At 72.7% G+C, this 19,198-nt stretch carries 16 protein-coding genes and 1 tRNA gene; 6 read left to right on the top strand and 11 right to left on the bottom strand.

Annotated elements, in window-relative coordinates:
• The first annotated feature begins 5 nt into the window (after positions 1-5).
• Together ACFWIA_RS18655 and ACFWIA_RS18660 are read left to right on the top strand one after the other, a co-directional pair.
• The gene (locus tag ACFWIA_RS18655; RefSeq protein WP_387006277.1) at positions 6-974 is read left to right on the top strand and encodes an ABC transporter ATP-binding protein; all 969 of its coding nucleotides are present in this window, start codon (positions 6-8) and stop codon (positions 972-974) included.
• Complete coding sequence (locus tag ACFWIA_RS18660) at positions 971-1,687, top strand: ABC transporter ATP-binding protein (protein ID WP_387006162.1); 717 nt, start codon at positions 971-973, stop codon at positions 1,685-1,687. Before ACFWIA_RS18655 ends, ACFWIA_RS18660 begins: the two co-directional genes overlap by 4 nt.
• A 77-nt stretch (positions 1,688-1,764) precedes the next feature.
• Here ACFWIA_RS18660 and ACFWIA_RS18665 read toward each other — a convergent pair whose 3' ends face one another.
• Positions 1,765-2,424, bottom strand: coding sequence for an ANTAR domain-containing response regulator (locus ACFWIA_RS18665; RefSeq protein WP_387006165.1), 660 nt, complete (start codon positions 2,422-2,424; stop codon positions 1,765-1,767).
• A gap of 94 nt (positions 2,425-2,518) precedes the next feature.
• On the opposite strand from ACFWIA_RS18665, the gene ACFWIA_RS18670 reads away from it, so the two are divergent.
• Positions 2,519-2,601 (top strand) — tRNA-Leu (locus ACFWIA_RS18670).
• 152 nt (positions 2,602-2,753) lie between these two features.
• On the opposite strand, the gene pyk is transcribed toward ACFWIA_RS18670, so the two are convergent.
• The 7 genes from pyk to ACFWIA_RS18705 form a co-directional block, all read right to left on the bottom strand.
• Positions 2,754-4,184 (bottom strand): pyruvate kinase, encoded by a 1,431-nt coding sequence (gene pyk, locus ACFWIA_RS18675; protein ID WP_387006168.1) that lies wholly within the window; start codon positions 4,182-4,184, stop codon positions 2,754-2,756.
• A gap of 199 nt (positions 4,185-4,383) precedes the next feature.
• Positions 4,384-5,130, bottom strand: coding sequence for an SIMPL domain-containing protein (locus ACFWIA_RS18680; RefSeq protein ID WP_387006170.1), 747 nt, complete (start codon positions 5,128-5,130; stop codon positions 4,384-4,386).
• Positions 5,131-5,245: 115 nt separating this feature from the next.
• Positions 5,246-6,703, bottom strand: coding sequence for a lysine N(6)-hydroxylase/L-ornithine N(5)-oxygenase family protein (locus tag ACFWIA_RS18685; protein ID WP_387006173.1), 1,458 nt, complete (start codon positions 6,701-6,703; stop codon positions 5,246-5,248).
• Positions 6,703-8,097 carry a pyridoxal phosphate-dependent decarboxylase family protein gene (locus tag ACFWIA_RS18690; RefSeq protein WP_387006176.1) on the bottom strand — a complete coding sequence of 465 codons (1,395 nt, stop codon included), beginning with the start codon at positions 8,095-8,097 and terminating at the stop codon, positions 6,703-6,705. The genes ACFWIA_RS18685 and ACFWIA_RS18690 overlap by 1 nt, the downstream gene beginning before the upstream one ends.
• Positions 8,098-8,274: 177 nt before the next feature.
• A complete protein-coding gene (gene pepN / locus ACFWIA_RS18695) occupies positions 8,275-10,770 on the bottom strand; it encodes an aminopeptidase N (protein WP_387006179.1) in 2,496 nt (831 codons plus the stop codon).
• Positions 10,771-11,076: 306 nt separating this feature from the next.
• Complete coding sequence (locus ACFWIA_RS18700; protein ID WP_387006182.1) at positions 11,077-11,433, bottom strand: chorismate mutase; 357 nt, start codon at positions 11,431-11,433, stop codon at positions 11,077-11,079.
• A 6-nt stretch (positions 11,434-11,439) separates the two neighbouring features.
• The gene (locus ACFWIA_RS18705) at positions 11,440-12,333 is read right to left on the bottom strand and encodes a helix-turn-helix domain-containing protein (RefSeq protein ID WP_387006184.1); all 894 of its coding nucleotides are present in this window, start codon (positions 12,331-12,333) and stop codon (positions 11,440-11,442) included.
• 177 nt (positions 12,334-12,510) lie between these two features.
• Between ACFWIA_RS18705 and ACFWIA_RS18710 the strand changes: the two genes are divergently transcribed.
• Positions 12,511-14,280: a beta-galactosidase family protein gene (locus ACFWIA_RS18710; protein WP_387006280.1), complete on the top strand. Its 1,770-nt coding sequence runs from the start codon at positions 12,511-12,513 to the stop codon at positions 14,278-14,280.
• A gap of 105 nt (positions 14,281-14,385) precedes the next feature.
• On the opposite strand, the gene ACFWIA_RS18715 is transcribed toward ACFWIA_RS18710, so the two are convergent.
• Positions 14,386-15,165 carry a serine protease gene (locus tag ACFWIA_RS18715; protein WP_387006283.1) on the bottom strand — a complete coding sequence of 260 codons (780 nt, stop codon included), beginning with the start codon at positions 15,163-15,165 and terminating at the stop codon, positions 14,386-14,388.
• 248 nt (positions 15,166-15,413) lie between these two features.
• Here ACFWIA_RS18715 and ACFWIA_RS18720 point away from each other — a divergent pair, with 248 nt between their 5' ends.
• On the top strand, positions 15,414-16,301 hold the full coding sequence (locus ACFWIA_RS18720) for a hypothetical protein (protein ID WP_387006187.1): 888 nt from the start codon (positions 15,414-15,416) through the stop codon (positions 16,299-16,301).
• A 66-nt stretch (positions 16,302-16,367) separates the two neighbouring features.
• A complete protein-coding gene (locus ACFWIA_RS18725) occupies positions 16,368-17,135 on the top strand; it encodes an ankyrin repeat domain-containing protein (protein WP_387006190.1) in 768 nt (255 codons plus the stop codon).
• Positions 17,136-17,695: 560 nt separating this feature from the next.
• Here ACFWIA_RS18725 and ACFWIA_RS18730 read toward each other — a convergent pair.
• Together ACFWIA_RS18730 and ACFWIA_RS18735 are read right to left on the bottom strand one after the other, a co-directional pair.
• Positions 17,696-18,097 (bottom strand): hypothetical protein, encoded by a 402-nt coding sequence (locus tag ACFWIA_RS18730; RefSeq protein ID WP_387006193.1) that lies wholly within the window; start codon positions 18,095-18,097, stop codon positions 17,696-17,698.
• Between the two features lie 82 nt (positions 18,098-18,179).
• The gene (locus tag ACFWIA_RS18735; protein ID WP_387006196.1) at positions 18,180-19,043 is read right to left on the bottom strand and encodes a TrmH family RNA methyltransferase; all 864 of its coding nucleotides are present in this window, start codon (positions 19,041-19,043) and stop codon (positions 18,180-18,182) included.
• Positions 19,044-19,198: the final 155 nt, after the last annotated feature.

A 19,198-nucleotide genomic window follows, 5' to 3' on the forward strand; every position in this document is an offset into this window, starting at 1 on the left:
CCACCATGAGCACCGACACCACCACCGCCACCGCCGGCCCCACCCTCCTCGAAGCCACCGGCGTCACCATGCGCTTCGGCGGCCTCACCGCCGTGCGGTCCGTGGACTTCACCGTCAACGCCGGCGAGATCGTCGGTCTCATCGGCCCCAACGGCGCCGGGAAGACGACCTTCTTCAACTGCCTCACCGGGCTCTACGTCCCCACCGAAGGCACCGTCGCCTACCGGGGCACCGTCCTCCCGCCCAAACCCCACCTCGTCACCCAGGCCGGCATCGCCCGCACCTTCCAGAACATCCGGCTCTTCGCCAACATGACCGTCCTGGAGAACGTGCTCGTCGGACGGCACACCCGCACCAAGGAAGGGCTCTGGTCCGCGCTGCTGCGCGGCCCCGGGTTCAAGAAGGCCGAACGTGAGTCCGAGGAACGCGCGATGGAGCTCCTCGACTTCATCGGGCTCGCCCGCAAACGCGACCACCTCGCGCGCAACCTCCCCTACGGCGAGCAGCGCAAACTGGAGATCGCCCGGGCCCTCGCCAGCGACCCCGGGCTCCTCCTCCTCGACGAGCCCACCGCCGGCATGAACCCCCAGGAGACCCGCACCACCGAAGAGCTCGTCTTCGCCATCCGGGACCAGGGCATCGCCGTCCTCGTCATCGAGCACGACATGCGCTTCATCTTCAACCTCTGCGACCGGGTCGCCTGTCTCGTCCAGGGCGAGAAGCTGGTCGAAGGCACCAGCAGCGTGGTCCAGAGCGACGAACGCGTGATCGCCGCCTACCTCGGCACCCCCTTCGACGGGGCGCCCGAGGACTCCGCCCTCGCCGAGGTCGTCGCCGCCGAGGCCGCCGCCCACACCGACCCGGCCGGTGGCTCCGCGGAAGCCGACGCCCCGCGCGAGACACCGCCCGAGGCCCCGTCCGGCGGCCCGCACGAAGGCACCCGCGCCACCCGCCCGGAAGGGGACACCCCGTGACCGCGCTCCTGGAAGTCAAGGACCTCAAGGTCGCCTACGGCAAGATCGAGGCCGTCAAGGGCATCTCCTTCACCGTGGACGCGGGACAGGTCGTCACCCTCATCGGCACCAACGGAGCGGGGAAGACCACCACCCTGCGCACCATCTCCGGCCTCCTGAAACCGCTCAGCGGCAGCATCACCTTCGCCGGCACCCCCCTCGGCGCCACCCCCGCCCACAAGATCGTCGCCCTCGGGCTCGCCCACTCCCCCGAAGGCCGCCACATCTTCCCCCGGCTCACCATCGAGGAGAACCTCCAACTCGGCGCCTTCCTCCGCAAGGACACCGAGGGCATCCAGCAGGACGTCCAGCGCGCCTACGACCTCTTCCCCATCCTCGGCGAACGCCGCAGACAAGCCGCCGGCACGCTCTCCGGCGGCGAGCAGCAGATGCTCGCCATGGGCCGCGCCCTGATGTCCCGCCCCAAACTGCTCATGCTCGACGAGCCGTCCATGGGCCTCTCGCCGATCATGATGCAGAAGATCATGGCCACCATCGCCGAGCTCAAGGCCCAGGGCACCACCATCCTGCTCGTCGAACAGAACGCCCAGGCCGCGCTCTCCCTCGCCGACCAGGGGCACGTGATGGAGATCGGCAAGATCGTCCTGTCCGGCGCCGGGCCCGACCTCCTCCACGACGAGTCGGTCCGCAAGGCGTACCTCGGCGAGGACTGACCCCGTACACGACGAGGCCCGCCGCCCGGAGATCCCCTCCCGGGCGGCGGGCCTCCCGCGTACCGCGGTGCGCGTGCCTACTGCTGCTGGTCCTTCGCGGCCCGGCGCTCCTTGCCGTCCTCGATCACGGCCTCCGCGACCTCCCGCATCGACAGCCGACGGTCCATCGACGTCTTCTGGATCCAGCGGAACGCGGCGGGCTCCGACAGGCCGTACTCGGTCTGGAGCACCGACTTGGCCCGGTCCACCAGCTTCCGTGTCTCCAGGCGCTGCGTCAGGTCCGCGATCTCCTGCTCCAGCGTGCGCAGCTCCGTGAAGCGCGAGACCGCCATCTCGATCGCCGGCACGACGTCGCTCTTGCTGAACGGCTTCACCAGGTACGCCATCGCGCCCGCGTCGCGCGCCCGCTCGACCAGGTCCCGCTGGGAGAACGCGGTCAGCATCAGGACCGGGGCGATCGAGTCCTCCGCGATGCGCTCGGCGGCGGAGATCCCGTCCAGCTTCGGCATCTTCACGTCCAGGATGACCAGGTCCGGACGGAGTTCCCGGGCCAGTTCGACGGCCCGCTCGCCGTCGCCCGCCTCGCCGACCACGCTGTAGCCCTCTTCCTCCAGCATCTCTTTGAGGTCGAGGCGGATGAGTGCCTCGTCCTCGGCGATGACGACGCGGGTCGTCAGGGGAGGCACGTGCGACTTGTCGTCGTCTTCTACGGGCTGGGGCGGCTCGGGGGCGGTCACCTGGGGCTCCTCGTGGCGGGCCTGTCTGTCGTGGCAATGCAGCCTACCCAGCAGCGGACACGGGCGCCGACCCGGTATGCTGCTCGGGTGCCCTGCCGGGTTGGCGGAATGGCAGACGCTGATGTCTCAAACACATCTGTCCGAAAGGACGTGCGGGTTCGAATCCCGCACCCGGCACGCTTGAAGCGGAAGTTCACCTCGGTGTGAACCTCCGCTTTTTTTCTACCCGAAGCAGCCGTGCTCACGCAGGGTGGCCACGCCGTACCCGCCGGGAAAGTCGTGCGTCCTCGCCCGGCGGGTCTCGGTGGCCGCGTACCCGCGGCGGTCCGTCAGGACGGGTTGTCCCCGATGTGGTGGATGCGGACCAGGTTGGTGGAGCCGGAGACCCCGGGCGGGGAGCCGGCGGTGATCACCACCGTGTCGCCCTTCTTGCAGCGGCCGATCTTCAGCAGTTGCTCGTCGACCTGCTCGACCATCGCGTCGGTGGAGTCGACGTGCGGGCCCAGGAAGGTCTCGACGCCCCAGGTGAGGTTGAGCTGGGAGCGCGTCGCCGGGTCGGGCGTGAAGGCGAGCAGGGGGATCGGCGAGCGGTAGCGGGACAGCCGCTTGACGGTGTCACCGGACTGGGTGAAGGCGACCAGGAACTTGGCGCCGAGGAAGTCACCCATCTCGGCGGCGGCCCTGGCTACCGCTCCGCCCTGCGTACGGGGCTTGTTGGCCTCGTCGAGGGGCGGCAGGCCCTTGGCGAGGAGGTCCTCCTCGGCCGCCTCGACGATGCGCGCCATGGTCCGCACGGTCTCGACGGGGTACTTCCCCACGCTCGTCTCGCCGGAGAGCATGACGGCGTCGGTGCCGTCGATGACGGCGTTGGCGACGTCGGACGCCTCCGCGCGGGTCGGCCGGGAGTTCTCGATCATCGAGTCGAGCATCTGGGTGGCGACGATGACGGGCTTGGCATTGCGCCTGGCGAGTTTGACGGCCCGCTTTTGCACGAGCGGAACCTGCTCCAGGGGCATTTCGACGCCGAGGTCACCACGGGCCACCATGATGCCGTCGAATGCGGCGACGATGCCCTCGATGTTGTCGACGGCCTGGGGCTTTTCGACCTTGGCGATGACCGGAACGAATCGCCCCTCTTCCCGCATGATGCGATGGACGTCCCTGATGTCCTGTCCGCTCCGGACGAAGGAAAGGGCGATGACGTCGAACCCGGTGCGCAATGCCCAGCGGAGGTCGTCCTGGTCCTTGGTGGAGAGCGCGGGGACGGAGACGGCGACACCGGGGAGGTTCAGGCCCTTGTGGTCGGAGACCATGCCGCCCTCGATGACGGTGGTGCGCACCCGCGGGCCGTCCACGGCGACGACTTCGAGGGTGACCTTGCCGTCGTCCACGAGGATGCGTTCGCCCGTGGTCACGTCGGCGGCGAGGCCGTCGTACGTGGTCCCGCAGGTGTGGCGGTCGCCCTGGACGCCGTCCTCGACGGTGATGGTGAAGGTGTCCCCGCGTTCAAGGAGTACGGGACCTTCGGTGAAGCGACCGAGCCGGATCTTCGGGCCTTGAAGGTCGGCGAGGGCGCCGACGCTGCGGCCGGTCTCGTCGGAAGCCTTGCGGACGCGGTGGTAGCGCTCCTCGTGGTCGGCGTAGGAGCCGTGGCTGAGGTTGAAGCGGGCTACGTCCATTCCGGCTTCGACCAGTGACTTGATCTGGTCGTACGAGTCGACGGCGGGGCCCAGGGTACAGACGATTTTTGCTCGGCGCATGGTTCGAGAGTAGAGCTTACTGACGGGTAGGAAATTGGTATGAGGTGACTGCCCAACATCCTTTGCATGAAAGGGTTTTAACAACTGTTGAATTGTGCACAGGGGTGCTCCGATGAGCATTTCCCGACGCCGGGGTGCGGCTATTCGGGCACGCGGGGTAGCCGCGAGCAGCCACCGGGGAAAAGCCGGGCGGGCCGGGTCACAGACGCGGCGGGACGAGGGTGAAGCGGGCGTGCACGGCGGCGTTGACGTACTGGCGCTGGGGTTCGAGGTCGAGCGGCGGGGCGTCAGCACCCTTGACGGCGCCGCCGGCGCCGCCGGCGAACCCGGCGGACCCGGCGGACCTGAAGCCTCGGGCCGCTGCGGGGCTCCAGTCGGCGCCGGCCGGCGTATCGGCGCCGATGTCGGCGAGTTCGACCAGGTGGGCGACGGTGGTGCCGAGGGCCTCGGCGTACTCCCGGGCCCGCGTGACCGCGTCGTGGACGGCCCGCCGACGGACCTCGCGGTGCAGGGGCGAGGTGGGGCGCAGGCCCCACCAGGGGCCCTCGACCCGGGTGAGGTCCTGGTCGGCGAGCCGGGTGGTGAGTTCGCCGAGCACGTCGAAGTCGCCGAGTTCCGCGGTGAGGTGGATGTGCCCCTGGTAGTGGCGCACGTGGTCGGCCCGGCCGCGCTTGGTGAGGTGCGGGGTGAGGGTGAGGGTGCCGGTCTCCAGGTGCTCCACGGCGTCCCCCTGGGCGCGGATCAGGTCGAGGGTGGCGGTGTTGCGACGGGTGAGGTTGGTCAACAGCCGGGTGCGGTCGGTGTCGCGGGCGGTGAGGGTGACGGTGATGCGGGCGGTCTCGGGGGCGGCTTCGAGGTGGGCCTCCCCGCGGACGGCGAGCCGGGGGGTGTCCGGGGTGCCGTAGGGCAGCGCGGTGGACTCGGCGGGGTGCTGAGGGGTGGTCATGGGGCCACTGTGGCACGGGGACGGGACCGACGGGCGCGGGCGTCGGAGGCGAGCGGGGTGCGACGGGGTCCGCTGGCGGTGGCCCGAGGGGGTGGGGGCGGATCAGCGGGGGCGGTCAGCGGGCTTCCTTGAGGGGGGTGAGCGTCAGTTCCCCGACGGGGCCGACGGGTGCGGGCCGGCTGAGCCCGAAGGTGGTGAAGGCGGTGCGGGCGGGCAGCGGGTAGGGGTTCTTGCCGGTCACGGAGTTGAGGATGGTGGCGCTGCGCCAGGCGGCGAGCCCCAGGTCCGGGGTGCCGACGCCGTGGGTGTGGCGTTCCGCGTTCTGGACGTAGAGGTGGCGGCCGGTGGCGCCCAGGGAGGGGGCCAGGACGAGGCGTTGGTGTCGGTCGACGCGGAGCCGTCCGGAGGCGTCGTGGCGCAGGTGGGGGGTGAGTTCGGCGAGCAGGGGGGTCAGGGGGCGTTCGCGGTAGCCGGTGGCGAGGACGACGGCGTCGGTGGTGAGGCGGCTGCGGGTGCGCTGCTGGGCGTGTTCCAGATGGAGTTCGACCCGGGTGGTGGCGACGCGTCCCGCGGTGCGGACGGTGACGCCCGGGGTGAGGACGGCGTCGGGCCAACCGCCGTGCAGGGTGCGCCGGTACAGCTCCTCGTGGATGGCGCTGATGGTCTCGGTGTCGATGCCCTTGTGGAGTTGCCACTGTCGGGGGACGAGGCCGTCCCGGACGGGTTCGGCGAGCCCGTGGAAGTAGTGGGTGTAGTCCGGGGTGAAGTGTTCGAGGCCGAGTTTGGAGTACTCCATGGGGGCGAACGCCTCGGTGCGGGCCAGCCAGTGGAGGCGTTCGCGTCCGGGGGGCCGGTGGCGCAGCAGGTCGAGGAAGATCTCCGCGCCGGACTGGCCGGAGCCGATGACGGTGACGTGGTCGGCGGCGAGGAGGCGTGCGCGGTGGGTGAGGTAGTCGGCGGAGTGGTGGACGGGGACGCCGGGGTCGGCGGCGAGGGGGCGCAGGGGGTCGGGGACGTGGGGGGCGGTGCCGATGCCGAGGGCGATGTTCTTGGCCAGGGCCCGACCGGTGGGCCCGGGCTCGCCGTCCGGTCCGGTTCGGGTGAACTCGACGTCGAAGAGGGCGCGTTCGGGGTTCCAGCGGATGGTGTCGACGTGATGGCCGAAGTGGAGGGTGGGGAGGTGGTCGCTCACCCAGCGGCAGTAGGCGTCGTACTCGGTGCGCGGGATGTGGAAGCGCTCGGAGAAGTAGAAGGGGTAGAGGCGTTCGTGGGCGCGGAGGTAGTTGAGGAAGCTCCAGGGGCTGGCGGGGTCGGCGAGGGTCACCAGGTCGGCGAGGAAGGGGACTTGGAGGGTGGCGCCGTCGATGAGGAGCCCGGGGTGCCAGCGGAAGCCGGGGTGGGGGTCGTAGAAGGCGGTGTCGAGGGTGGCGAGGGGGTGGGCGAGGGCGGCCAGTGACAGGTTGAAGGGGCCGATGCCGATGCCGATGAGGTCGCGAGGGGTCCCGGGGTCCCGGCGGGGCGCGGAACTCGCCGGGGGCACTGCGGGCACTGCGGGCGGCGGGGTGGGGGTCATCAGCGGGGGTGTCCTTCCACCAGGTCGAGGAGGGTGGTGAGGTCGTGGGGGCTGGTGTGGGGGTTGAGGAGGGTGGCCTTGAGCCAGAGGCGGCCGTCCGCGTGGGCGCGGCCGAGGACGGCGTCCCCGTCGTGGAGGAGGCGGCGGCGGAGGGCGGCGAGGTGGTGGTCGTCGGCGTCCCGGGGGCGGAAGAGCACGGTGCTGATGATGGGGGCGGCGTGGAGTTCGAGGTGGGGGCGGCGGGTGATGAGGTCGGCGAGGACGTGGGCGCGGGCGCAGACCTGGTCGACGAGGGCGCCGATGCCGTGGCGGCCGAGGGCGCGGAGGGTGACGGCGAGTTTGAGGACGTCGGGGCGGCGGGTGGTGCGCAGCGAGCGGGTGAGGAGGTCGGGGAGGCCGGCTTCGGTGTCGTCGTCGGCGTTGAGGTAGTCGGCGCGGGTGGTGAGGTGGGCGAGGTCGCGGGGGTCGCGGACGGCGAGGAGCCCGGTGGCGACGGGCTGCCAGCCGAGTTTGTGGGCGTCGAGGGTGACGGTGTGGGCGTGGTGGATGCCGGTGAGGAGGTGGCTGTGGGTGTCGCTGAAGAGGAGTCCGCCCCCGTACGCGGCGTCGAGGTGGAGGCGGGCGCCGTGCTGGGCGGCGAGCCGGGCGAGGTCGGGGAGGGGGTCGATGAGTCCGGCGTCGGTGGTTCCGGCGGTGGCGGCGACGAGGGCGGGGCCGGGGACGCGGCTGAGCGCGGTGTGCAGGTCCTCGGGGTGGAGGGTGCCGGTGGGGGTGGGGACCAGCTGGGGTTCGGGGAGGCCGAGGAGCCAGGCGGCGCGGCGCAGTGAGTGGTGGGCGTTGGCGCCGCAGACGAGGGTGGTGCGGCCGTGGAGTTCCCGGGCGAGGAGCAGGGCGAGTTGGTTGGACTCGGTGCCGCCGGTGGTGACGAGGGCCGTGGGGGGTTCGGTGGCGGGTCCGGGGGTGGGGGCGTCTCGGTAGACGAGGGCGGCGAGTTCGGTGGTGACGAGGGCTTCGAGGGCGGAGGCGGCGGGGGCCTGGTCCCAGGAGTCGAGGGAGGGGTTGAGGGCGCTGGCGGCGAGGTCGGCGGCGGTGGCGACGGCGAGCGGGGGGCAATGGAGATGGGCGGCGCACAGGGGGTCGGCGGGGTCGGCGGCGCCTTCGGCGAGCATCCGGACGAGAGTGTGCAGGGCCTCTTCGGCTCCGGTGCCCTGCTCGGGGATCGCGGGTGCGGCGGTGGCCCGGACGCGGTGGGTGACGGCGGCGGGTCCGCCGGCCGGGAGGGGGCCGCCGCGGGTGGCGGCGCCGGTGCCGAGTGCGCGGAGCACGGTGGCGACGAGGGGTCTGAGGTGGGTGGCTCCGTGGGTTCCCCCGGCGAGTGGCGGCAGCGCGCTCATGGTGGTGCCTTTCGGGTGCTGGGGCGCGAAATGCCCAGCCTGGCGGCCTGGTTGGGGCGGTCGCGTAGATCCACAAGAAGGGAACCCGAAAGAGTTACGGCGGGTGGACGGGCGGGTGGCCCGTCCACCCGCCGTGGGGTGGGGGCGGCCTCGCCGGGGCGGGGCCGCGGGGGGTGGTCAGGTGCCGCGGACGCGTAGGGCGCGGGCGAGGTCGTCGAGTTGGTCGGCGAGCCGCCGGTGGAGGGCGGGGGTGGTGGCGGGGTCGTCCAGGGCGGCCCGGCCGAGGGCGAGGGTGTCGGGGGCGACGGCGTGCGCGGGGAAGCCGTGGTGGCCGACGGCGGTGGCGATGGCGGGGCCGCGGCGGGCGGAGACCGCGATGGCGTCGCTGAAGTACCGGGGGACGTAGTCGGCGACGAGCTCGGCCTGCTCGGGCTGCCAGAATCCCTGTGCGGTGGCGGTGAAGAGGTAGTTGGAGAGGTGGTCGTCGGAGTGGAAGAGGGCGTCCCAGGCGGCGCGCTTGGCCTCCGGGTCGGGGAGCGCGGCGCGGCAGCGGGCGGCGCCCTCCTGTCCGCTGGCGCTGGGGTCGCGGGCGAGTTCGGCGTCGATGGCGGCCTGGTCGGTGGCGCCGAGGACGGCGAGGCGGCCGAGGATGCGCCAGCGCAGTTCGGGGTCGAGTTCGGGGCCGCCGGGGACGGTGCCGTCGGCGAGCCAGTCCTCGATGGTGTCGGGGTGCGCCGCCGCGGAGATGTAGTGGCGGACGGCGATCAGTCGCAGTCCGGGGTTCTCGCCGTCCTCGGTGCGGCGGATCAGCGAGCGGCAGATCCCGGTGAGGGCGGCCAGCGCTTCGGGGCGCTGGGCGGGGGTGAGGTAGCGGTCGGCGATGTGGGTGGCGGTGAAGGTGAGGACGCCCTGGACGAGGGCGAGGTCCGTCTCGGCCGGGAGGTGGGCGGCGGCGGTGGCGAGGTAGGCACCGGGTGCGAGGTCGCCGTCGCGGACCATGTCGCGCAGGGTGTTCCACAGCACGGCGCGGGCGAGCGGGTCGGGAACGCCGGAGAGGGTGCGCAGCGCGGTTTCCTCGGAGTGCGCGTCGAGGCGGACCTTGGCGTAGGTGTGGTCCTGGTCGTTGGGCAGGACCAGGGCGGGGCGCACCCCGGTGCGGGGGGCGGTGTCCCGGGTGCGGGGGACGTCGACGTCGAGGCGTTCGCGCAGGACGAGGGCGCCGGCGTCGTTGAGGTCGCGGTCGTAGACGCCGACGGTGACGCGGTGGGGGCGGGTGCCGTCGCGGTCGACGGTCAGGGCCCAGGTGCCGGGTCTGGCGGCGACGGTGGCGGTGAGGGTGTCGACTCCGGTGGTGCGCAGCCAGGCGTCGGCCCAGGCGGGGACGTCGCGTTCGGTGGCGCTGGCGATGGAGTCGATGAAGTCGGCGAGGGTGGCGTTGCCGAACTTGTGGCGGGCGAAGTGCGTGTTGATGCCGGTGAGGAAGTCCTTCTCGCCGAGCCAGGCGACGAGTTGGCGGAGCGCGGAGGCGCCCTTGGCGTAGGAGATGCCGTCGAAGTTGAGCAGGGCGGAGGCCGTGTCGTCCACGGCGTCCGGGGCGACGGGGTGGGTGGTGGGGCGCTGGTCGGCGTCGTAGCCCCACGCCTTGCGGGCGACCCCGAAGTCGACCCAGGTGCCGGTGAAGCGGGTGCACTCGGTGAGGGTCTGGTAGCCCATGTACTCGGCGAAGGACTCGTTCAGCCAGATGTCGTCCCACCACTTGAGGGTGACGAGGTCGCCGAACCACATGTGGGCCATCTCGTGGGCGATGACCATGGCCCGGGTCTGGCGTTCGGTGTCGGTGACGGCGGAGCGGTAGACGAACTCGTCGCGGAAGGTGACGAGGCCGGGGTTCTCCATGGCTCCGGCGTTGAACTCGGGGACGAACGCCTGGTCGTACGAGTCGAAGGGGTAGGGCTCCTCGAACTTCTCGTGGTAGCGGTCGAAGAGGGCCTTGGTGGTGTCGAGGATCTCGTCGGCGTCGGTGTCGAGGTAGGCGCCCAGCGAGCGGCGGCAGTGGATGCCGAAGGGGAGGCCGCGGTGTTCGGTGCGGACGCTGTGCCAGGGGCCGGCGGCGACGGCGAGGAGGTACGTGGAGATGCGGGGGGTGGTGGCGGCGGTCCAGCGGCCGTCGCCGTGGTCGGTGGTGACGGAGTTGGCGAGCACCGTCCAGTCGGCGGGGGCGGTGACGGTGAGGTCGAAGACGGCCTTGAGGTCGGGCTGGTCGAAGGCGGCGTAGACGCGTTGCACGTCGTCGAGGAAGAGCTGGCTGTAGACGTACGTCTCGCCGTCGGTGGGGTCGGTGAAGCGGTGCATGCCCTCGCCGGTGCGGCTGTAGCGCATCGTCGCGGTGAGGGTGAGTTCGTGGGCGCCCTCGGTGAGGGTGAGGGGCAGCCGGTTGTCGTCGAGGGCGGCGGGGTCGAGGGCGGTGCCGTCGAGGGTGACGGAGTGGAGCACGGCGGGCTTCAGCTCGACGAAGGTGTCCGCGTCCGCGCGGGAGACGAAGCGGATGACCGTGCGGGAGGCGAAGGTGTCGTCGCCGGTGGTGAGGTCCAGGTCGACGGTGTAGTGCTGGACGTCGAGGAGCTTGGCTCGGTTGTGCGCTTCGTCGCGCGTCAGTACGGACATGCTGCTCATGCTGCACGATGCGGGGCGCGGGGCACAGAGGCGGTGTCCGCTCCCGAGCGTTCTGGGGCACTTGTGCCTGTTGTTCTCGTGGCTCCCGGGGCGCATCGGGGGGCGCGGGGGCGCGACCTCCCGCTCCGGGGGCCGCCGGTCGGGCGGGCGGGGCGGGGTCTCGGGGCGGCCGGGGCGGGCGCGGGGTGGCCGTCCGCCGGGGGCGCCGCGTCGCGTCACGCGGGTGCGCGGTGTCGCGGAGGGTGCACGGGTGTCACGCGGGTGCGCCGGACCGTGTGCCGGGCCGTGGGTCGGGTCGGGCGGGGGTCAGCTGCCGCCGGTCACGGACCCGTCCGCGATCTGTTCGTGGTGGCGGATCACCTCCGCGATGATGAAGTTGAGGAGCTTCTCCGCGAAGGCGGGGTCGAGCTTGGCGTTCTCGGCGAGGCTGCGCAGGCGGCTGATCTGCGCGGACTCCCGTGCGGGGTCGGCCGGCGGCAGGTGGTGGACGGCCTTGAGCAGGCCCACCTGCTGGGTGCACTTGAAGCGTTCCGCGAGCATGTGGACGACGGCGGCGTCGATGTTGTCGATGCTGTCGCGGAGGCGGGCGAGTTCGGCCCGGACGGCCGGTTCGGTGACGTCGGGGCGCTCGCCGCGGTCGGTTTCGGTGTCGCTGGAGGTCATGGTGGATCACCCTACGGGGCGGGCGGGGCGGAGGGTCGGGGGGTCGTCGGGGTCGGGGACGGTGGTGGACCAGCCGCCGGGCACCGCACGGCCCTGTTGCTCCCGGAAGCGCACGGGGGCCGTGCCGACGCGGCGGGTGAAGAGCCGGGAGAAGTACGCGGGGTCGTCGTAGCCGACGCGGCGGGCGACGGCGGCGACGGGGAGTTCCGTGGCGGCGAGCAGTTCCTTGGCGCGGCCGAGCCGGATGCCGAGGAGGTAGTCCTTGGGGCTGCACCCGGCGGCGCGGCGGACGGCGGTGCGCAGTTCCGCGGGCGTCATTCCGTGGCGGGCGGCGTGCTCGGCGACGGACAGCGGCTGGCAGGCGTCCCGGGCCAGGGCCTGGAGGACGGGGTCGCCGTCGGGGGCCGCGCCGGCGCGGGCGCGGCGCAGGGCGACGAGGAGTTCGTGGACCGCGGCCCCGGTCTCCACGTCGAGGAGGGGATTGCCGCGGCGGGCCGCGCGGGCGATGCGACCGACGGCGGCGCGGGGCCCGGAGGGATCGGCGAGCGCGACGACGGGCCGTTCCGGTTCGATGTAGCCGAGTTCGGTGTAGGTGGCGGTGGCCGGGCCGGAGAAGTCGACGAAGCTCTCGTCCCAGCCGGTGCCGGGGTCGGGTCCGTAGTGGTGGGGGACGCCGGGGGTGAGCCAGAGCAGGGCGGGCGCGGTGATGGTGGTGCGGCGGCCGTCGGAGCTGCGGTACCAGCCCCGTCCTGCGGTGATGACGACGGCGACGTGGTGGTCGAGGGTGCGCGGTCCGACGGTGGGGAGGGTGCCGTGTTGCAGCCCGACGCCGAGACAGACGAGCCCGAGTCGCTGGTGCAGCGGGCTCGGCGTGAAGTACCGCATCCAGGTGTGATACATCCGTCTTCCCTCGCTCGTCGTCTCCGTCGGCGCCGGTGGACCGGATCGCGGCGGGGCACGGCCGGCCCCGCGGGGACGGTGCGGAGCCCTTGCGTCCAATCACCCTTGATCTTTGTCCATGGACCGGGCCGCCCGCCAGGGGTGATCGTGTGGGTGCCGGTGAGCGAGAGGGACGTGATGGCCGAGTTCAGGGTGGGCGAGGACGACTTCGAGATCGACGGGCGGCCGGTGCGGCTGCTGTCGGGGGCGCTGCACTACTTCCGGGTGCACGAGGAGCAGTGGGGCCACCGGTTGGCCATGCTGCGGGCGCTCGGTCTGAACTGCGTCGAGACGTACGTGCCGTGGAACCTGCACGAGCCGCGGCCGGGCGTGTTCCGGGACGTGGAGCAGGTGGGGCGGTTCCTGGACGCGGTGCGGGCGGCCGGCATGTGGGCGCTCGTGCGGCCGGGGCCGTACATCTGCGCCGAGTGGGAGAACGGCGGCTTGCCGCACTGGGTGACGGGGCCGCTGGGCCCGCGGGTGCGGACCCGGGACCCGGAGTTCCTGGGGGCCGTGGAGCGTTGGTTCGGGGCGCTGTTGCCGCAGGTCGTGGAGCGGCAGATCGACCGCGCGGGCCCGGTGCTCATGGTGCAGGTGGAGAACGAGTACGGCTCGTACGGGTCGGACGCCGCGTATCTGCGGGGGCTCGCGGACCTGCTGGTGGACCTCGGGGTGCGGGTGCCGCTGTTCACCTCGGACGGGCCCGAGGACCACATGCTGACCGGGGGGTCGGTGCCGGGCGTGCTGGCCACGGTGAACTTCGGGTCGCGGGCGCGGGAGGGCTTCGACGCGCTGCGTCGACACCGGGCGACGGGGCCGCTGATGTGCATGGAGTTCTGGTGCGGCTGGTTCGACCACTGGGGCGCGGAGCACGTGGTGCGGGACGCGCAGGACGCCGCCGGGGCGCTGCGGGAGATCCTGGAGTGCGGTGCGTCGGTCAATCTGTACATGGCGTTCGGGGGGACGAACTTCGCGGGGTGGGCGGGGGCGAACCGCGCCGGGGAGCTGCACGACGGGCGGCTGGAGCCGGACGTCACCTCGTACGACTACGACGCCCCGGTGGACGAGTTCGGCCGGGCGACGGAGAAGTTCCGGTTGATGCGGGAGGTCCTCGCCGCGTACGCGGACGGCCCCTTGCCCCCGGTTCCGCCGGCTCCCCCGGTGCTGGGCGCGCCGGTGACGGCCGGGCCGTTGGAGCGGGTGCCGTTGGCGACGGTGTTGGAGGGGCTCGGCGACCCGGAGTCGACGCACGGGGTGCCGCCGACGTTCGAGGAGCTGGGGGTGGACCGGGGGCTGGTGCGGTACGCGCTGGAGGTGCCCGGGCCCCGGCAGCCGTACGAGGTGCGGGTGCGGGGGCTGCGGGACCTCGCCCGGGTCTCCGTGGACGGGGTGTGGGCGGGGACGCTCACCGAACAGGACGCGGTGCTCCCGGTACCGGTCACGGGGCCGGCCCGGCTGGAGCTGTGGGTGGAGTCGCTGGGCCGGGTGAACTACGGGCCGCGGCTCGGGGAGGCGAAGGGGCTGACGGGCGGGGTCCTGCACGAGCGGCAGTACCTGCACGGGGTGCGGGCGCGGGCGCTGCGGCTCGACGCGTTCGACGACGCGGAGCGGGTGCGCGGGCTGGAGCCGGTGGACGGACCGGACGGCGCGGAGCCGGACGACGACGGGCGGGGGTTGTACCGGGGCGGCTTCGAGGTGCGGGGGCCGGTGGGGGACGCGGTGCTGGAGCTGCCCGGCTGGGGTCGGGGTTTCGCCTGGGTCAACGGCGTCAACGTGGGGCGCTACTGGTCGGTGGGCCCGCAGCGCGGGTGGTACGTCCCGGGGCCGTTGCTCCGCGAGGGCGTCAACGAGCTGTGGCTGTTGGAGTGCGAGGCGCCCGGCGCCGCGCCCGTCCTCACCCCGCCCTGAGCCACGGGTGCGACGGCCCCCGGTGCTCCGGCGTCCCCACGGGCACACGCGAGGGGAGGGACGGAGCACCGGGGGCCGCATGCTTCGGCCCTGCCGGTCGGACGGTTACAGGGTGCTGGCCTCGGAGGCGATCTCTGCGGCGAAGGTGGACACCTCGGTGTACACCCCGGGGTAGCCGGGCCGTGCGCAGCCCTGTCCCCAGCTCACGATGCCGACCTGGATCCAGGCCCCGGCGGCGTCCCGGCGGAACATGGGTCCGCCGGAGTCGCCCTGACAGGTGTCCACCCCGCCGTTCTGGACGTAGCCGGCGCACAGTTCCTCGTCGGGCACCAGGGAGGACCCGTACGCCTGCTGGCAGACGGCGTCGCTGACGTACGGGACGTTCGCCTTCAGCAGGTACCGCTGTTGGGCGCCGCCCTCGCGCGCGGCGCCCCATCCGGCGACGGTGAAGGTCCCGGTGTTGTAGGCGGTGGTGGTGGCGATGTTCAGCGTGGGCAGGTTGATGGGCTGGGCGAGCTTGATGAGGGCCCAGTCCTTGCCGGTGCCGTTGTAGCCGGGGGCTTGCAGCACGTAGGTGGAGCGCACCGTGATGGCGTTGGGGCTGCGGAGGTCGACCACCCCGGCGGTCGCGGTGATGGAGGTGTTCGGCCCCGAGCCGCTGACGCAGTGCGCGGCGGTGAGGACGATCTGCTGGGTGTAGAGGGTGCCGCCGCAGCCCATGGAGAGCCGGACCATGAACGGGAACTCGCCCTGGGCCGCCCGGGTGCCGCCGACGACGGGCGAGGGGGCGGCCTGTGCGGTGCTGAGGGGCTGGAGCGAGACGGCGGCGAGGAGGACCGCACCGGCGGCTATGAGCCGTCTGACGCCGGCGAACTTCTTCAGGATCTTCAAGGTGCGTCCCTTCGTGGGGGAGGGTGGCCGCCGGACGGGGGTGGTGCGGGCTCGGTGCGGTGCGCGCCGGTCGGCACGTACCACCCCGACCCTGAATATGACATGGACCCGCCAAGCGTTTCTGGATTATGGAGATCGCCCGCGGTCCGCGGCAAGGGCCCGATTCCGGACACCGGCCACACGCGGGCGGCGTGAACCCACCTACAGTGGAAATCGGTTCAGCGCCTTCAGGGGGTTCGGACGTGGCGAACGGCGGAACGGTCGAACACGGATTCCCCCACCTGGAGACGGTGCGGTCGGCGATCACCGCCCTGTACCGACGGCTGTCCCGCGACACCGTCGACGCCTTCGGCACCAGCGTCACCCCGGCCGACGTGGCCTTCGACGACCTCGACGACCTGCACCTCGGGGCGCAGCGGGTGGCCCGCGAGATGGTGCGGCACTACCGGCTGCCGCACGCCCGGATGATCGTCAGCTTCCGGGAGATGACCCATGCCGCGCACGTGGAACTGACTCCCGGGCCGGAGTACTTCGTCGAGCTGAACGACCGGTTCCGCACCCATCGGCGGGACATCGGCGCGGCCCTCGCCCACGAAGTGGCGCACGTGTACCTGCACCGGCTCGACCTGTCGTTCCCCGGCACCGGGGACAACGAGATCCTGACCGACACCACCGCCGCGTACCTGGGCGCGGGGTGGCTGCTCCTCGACGCGTACCGGGAGGACGCCGTCTCCTCGCAGAAGCTCGGGTACCTGACCCCCGAGGAGTACGGGTACGTCCTCGCCAAACGGGCGCTGCTGTTCGACGAGGACCCGTCGCCGTGGTTCACCAGCCCGCAGGCGTACGAGGCGTACGCACGGGGGCTGGCCCGGGCCCGGTCGGACGCGCGGCAACCGCCGTTGGCGGCGGCGGGCTGGGCGGGGCGCCGCCGGTACGCACGGGACCGTCGCAGCGCCCGGGACCGCGGGGCGGCGCCGGGCTCCGACGACCGGTACTGCTTCGAGGGCCGTTCACCCCTACGGGTGCGGTTCGCCTGCCCCACCTGCCACCAGCGGATCAGGGTCCCGGTGCGCGGACCGGTCCGGGTGCGTTGCGCGCTGTGCCGGACGGTGCTGGACTGCGACACCTGACCCCGGGGGCGCACGCCGGCGGAAATCGCCTTGTGCCGGGGCTGCGGTTTCGGTCAGGGTGCCGTCATGGACTCTCCCGGTGAACCGCTCCACGCCGCCGTACTGCTGAGCGCCAGGGACCCCGAGGGCGCCGCGCGGGAACTCGCAGAGCTGCTGGAGCGGGGGTTCGACCCGGACGGCCCGGACGAGGACGGACTGACACCGCTGTACGCCGCCGCCGTCCAGGGCTCCGCCGACCTCGTCCGCCTGTTGCTGGCGGCGGGGGCGGCGCCCGATCGGCCGAGCGGCACGGAGGGGCTGCCGCTGTGCGCGGCGGCGGTCTGGGGCCACCTCGGGGCGGTGCGGGAACTCTTGGCCGCGGGGGCCCGGCCGGACGCCCGGGAGGAGTTCGACCTCACTCCCCTGGCCTGGGCGGTGCGCGGCGGGCACGTCGAGGTGGTGGCCGCGTTGCTCGATGCGGGGGCCGACCCCGAGCTTCCCGGGGCCGGCGGGGAGCCCCTGCTGTGCGCGGCGGCCGATCGGGGCTCGCCTGCGATCGTGCGGGCGCTGCTCGGCCGGGGCGCCGTGGCCGGGCGGGCGGAGGCCCTGGCCCGGGCGCGGCACTGGTCCGGCCTGGACGTCGAGGTGGAGTTGGCGGCGAGGCTGCGGGCCGCGCACGTTGCGCCGGGGGCGCGCGCTTCGGTGCGGCGGGCGCTTGGTGCGTGCGGCACGGAGCGGGTTGAGGTGTGGTTGCTCGGTCCGGACGGCGCGGCTCGGTCTGGTGACTCCCGGGATGCGGGCCACGCGGAGGTCGTACGGCTCCTGGAGGCCGTCCGACCTGGTGGGCCCGCCTGAGTCCTGCCGGTGCGCTGCTCAGCGCGGGTGCGCGGTGGTTGCCCGCGCCGTTCCCCGCGCCCCCTTCGATACGTCCCGCTCGACGTGCGCCGCTCAGTGCGGGTGCGCGGTGGTTTTGCGCAGTTCCCCGCGCCCCTTCGGTGCGTTCCGCTGGAGGTGCGCCGCTCAGTGCGGGTGCGCGGTGGTTTTACGCAGTTCCCCGCGCCCCTTTGGTGCGTTCCGCTGGGGGTGCGTTGTTCGGTGGGGGTGCGTCCCGCTGTTGCGCAGTTCCCCGCGCCCCTGGATCTCGGGCGCTTCTCGATGCCGCCATCCGCAGCCACAGACGGGCCCCGATAGGGGCGCGAGGAACTGCGCAAAGCACCCAGCGCACCGCACGGAACAGCGCACCCCCAGACGAACGCACCCGATAGGGGCGCGGGGAACTGCGCGAAGCACCCAGCGCACCGCACAGGACAGCGCACCCCAAGGTGGACGCACCCGATAGGGGCGCGGGGAACTGCGCGAAGCTCCAGCGCACCGCACGGAGCTGCGCACCCCCGGGTGGACGTACCGCAGGGGACTCAGGTCTGCGCGGGGCGGCCCGGGGCCACGCACAGGGCGGCCAGCGTGACTCCGCGGACCAGGAGCCCGCCGAGCAACGCGGTCAGGAACCCGTCGACCGTGTGACCACCGATCGACTGGTCCGCAGCGTACGAGACCAGCAGCCAGATGAGGGTGTCCTGGACGAAGCCGAACGCCGCGAGGAGGAGCAGCACCCCGACGGGGGCGGTTCGTATCTCGTTCGGGTAGGCGTAGACCAGTTGGTTGACGATGACGAAGAGCGAGACCGTGACGACCAGGGCGACGCCCCCGGACTCGAAGGGGGCGACGGAGATTCCGGGGAGGACTCCGACCGCGAGGGAGACCCCGGCGAGCGTCCCGAGGACCCGCGGCAACTGCGTGTGCTTCCTGTGACCTGCCATGCAGACATCTTGACATCCCGCACGACATAAATGCCCGTGAATTCAGTTCACAGTTCTGTATCAGCGCGCGGCGGTCAACAGGTCAGTGGGAGGGGAAGCCCCGCTGCCGCGCCGTCTCGTAGAGCAGGACGGTCGCCGCCGCCGCCGCGTTGAGGGAGCTGGCGGCCCCGCCGATCGGAATGCTCACCGTCTCGTCGCACAGTTCCCGCCAGGCCCCGCTCATCCCCGAGGTCTCGTTGCCGATCACCACGAGCACCGGGCCCGTCAGATCCGTCTGCGTGAGCCCGGCGGTCCCCCGCTCGTCGGTGCCGACGATCCGCAGCGGCACCCCTCGACCCCGGAGCTCCTTCGCCCAGTCGGCGACGGACTGCGGGGACGGCACCCGGACCACCGGGACCGCGAAGAGGGAGCCGGTGCTCGCGCGCAGCGACTTGGGGTCGTAGATGTCGGCGGCGTGGCCGGAGACGACGACCCCGTGGGCGCCGAAGGCGTCGGCCGAGCGGACCAGGGTGCCGATGTTGCCCGGGGTGATGGGCCGGTCGAAGGCCACGCCCAGGAAGTCGGGGCCCGGGGACATCCGGTCGAGCCGGTCCTCCGGCATCGCCGCCACGCCCAGCAGCTCGGGGACCGTGTCCTCCTTGCCGCCGAGTTCGTGCAGGAGCTCCGAGGCCACCGCGATCCGGGTGGTCTCGGCGGGGACCCGGTCGAGGAAGTCGCGCGCCCAGCGGGAGGGGCTGCGGTCCCCGGCGTACAGTACCTCGCGCAGTGGCCAGTCGTGGTCCAGCGCGAGGGTGAGGGGCCGGACCCCCTGCACCAGGAACTCCCCCGCCCGCTGGCGCTTGGTGCGGTTGCCCAGGAGGGCCTGCCACTGCTGGAACCTGGCGTTGCGGGTGGTCACCCTGAGCGGCGGACCGCTTCGGCGCGGCGCACGGTGCTGCTGACTCATCCCTCCACTCTCCCACCCCGCGCGACCCGGGAAGAACCCGCACCGGGACGGAAGTGCTCGGCGCCCGACCCCCACGTCCGGTCGGGGACGGGGGCGGGCGCCGAGCTGTACCGTACGCCGTTGTACGGAACGACTGGTGACGGACCGTCAGTCCG

This window comes from Streptomyces sp. NPDC127068, from assembly GCF_042724695.1.
Lineage (GTDB): Bacteria > Actinomycetota > Actinomycetes > Streptomycetales > Streptomycetaceae > Streptomyces.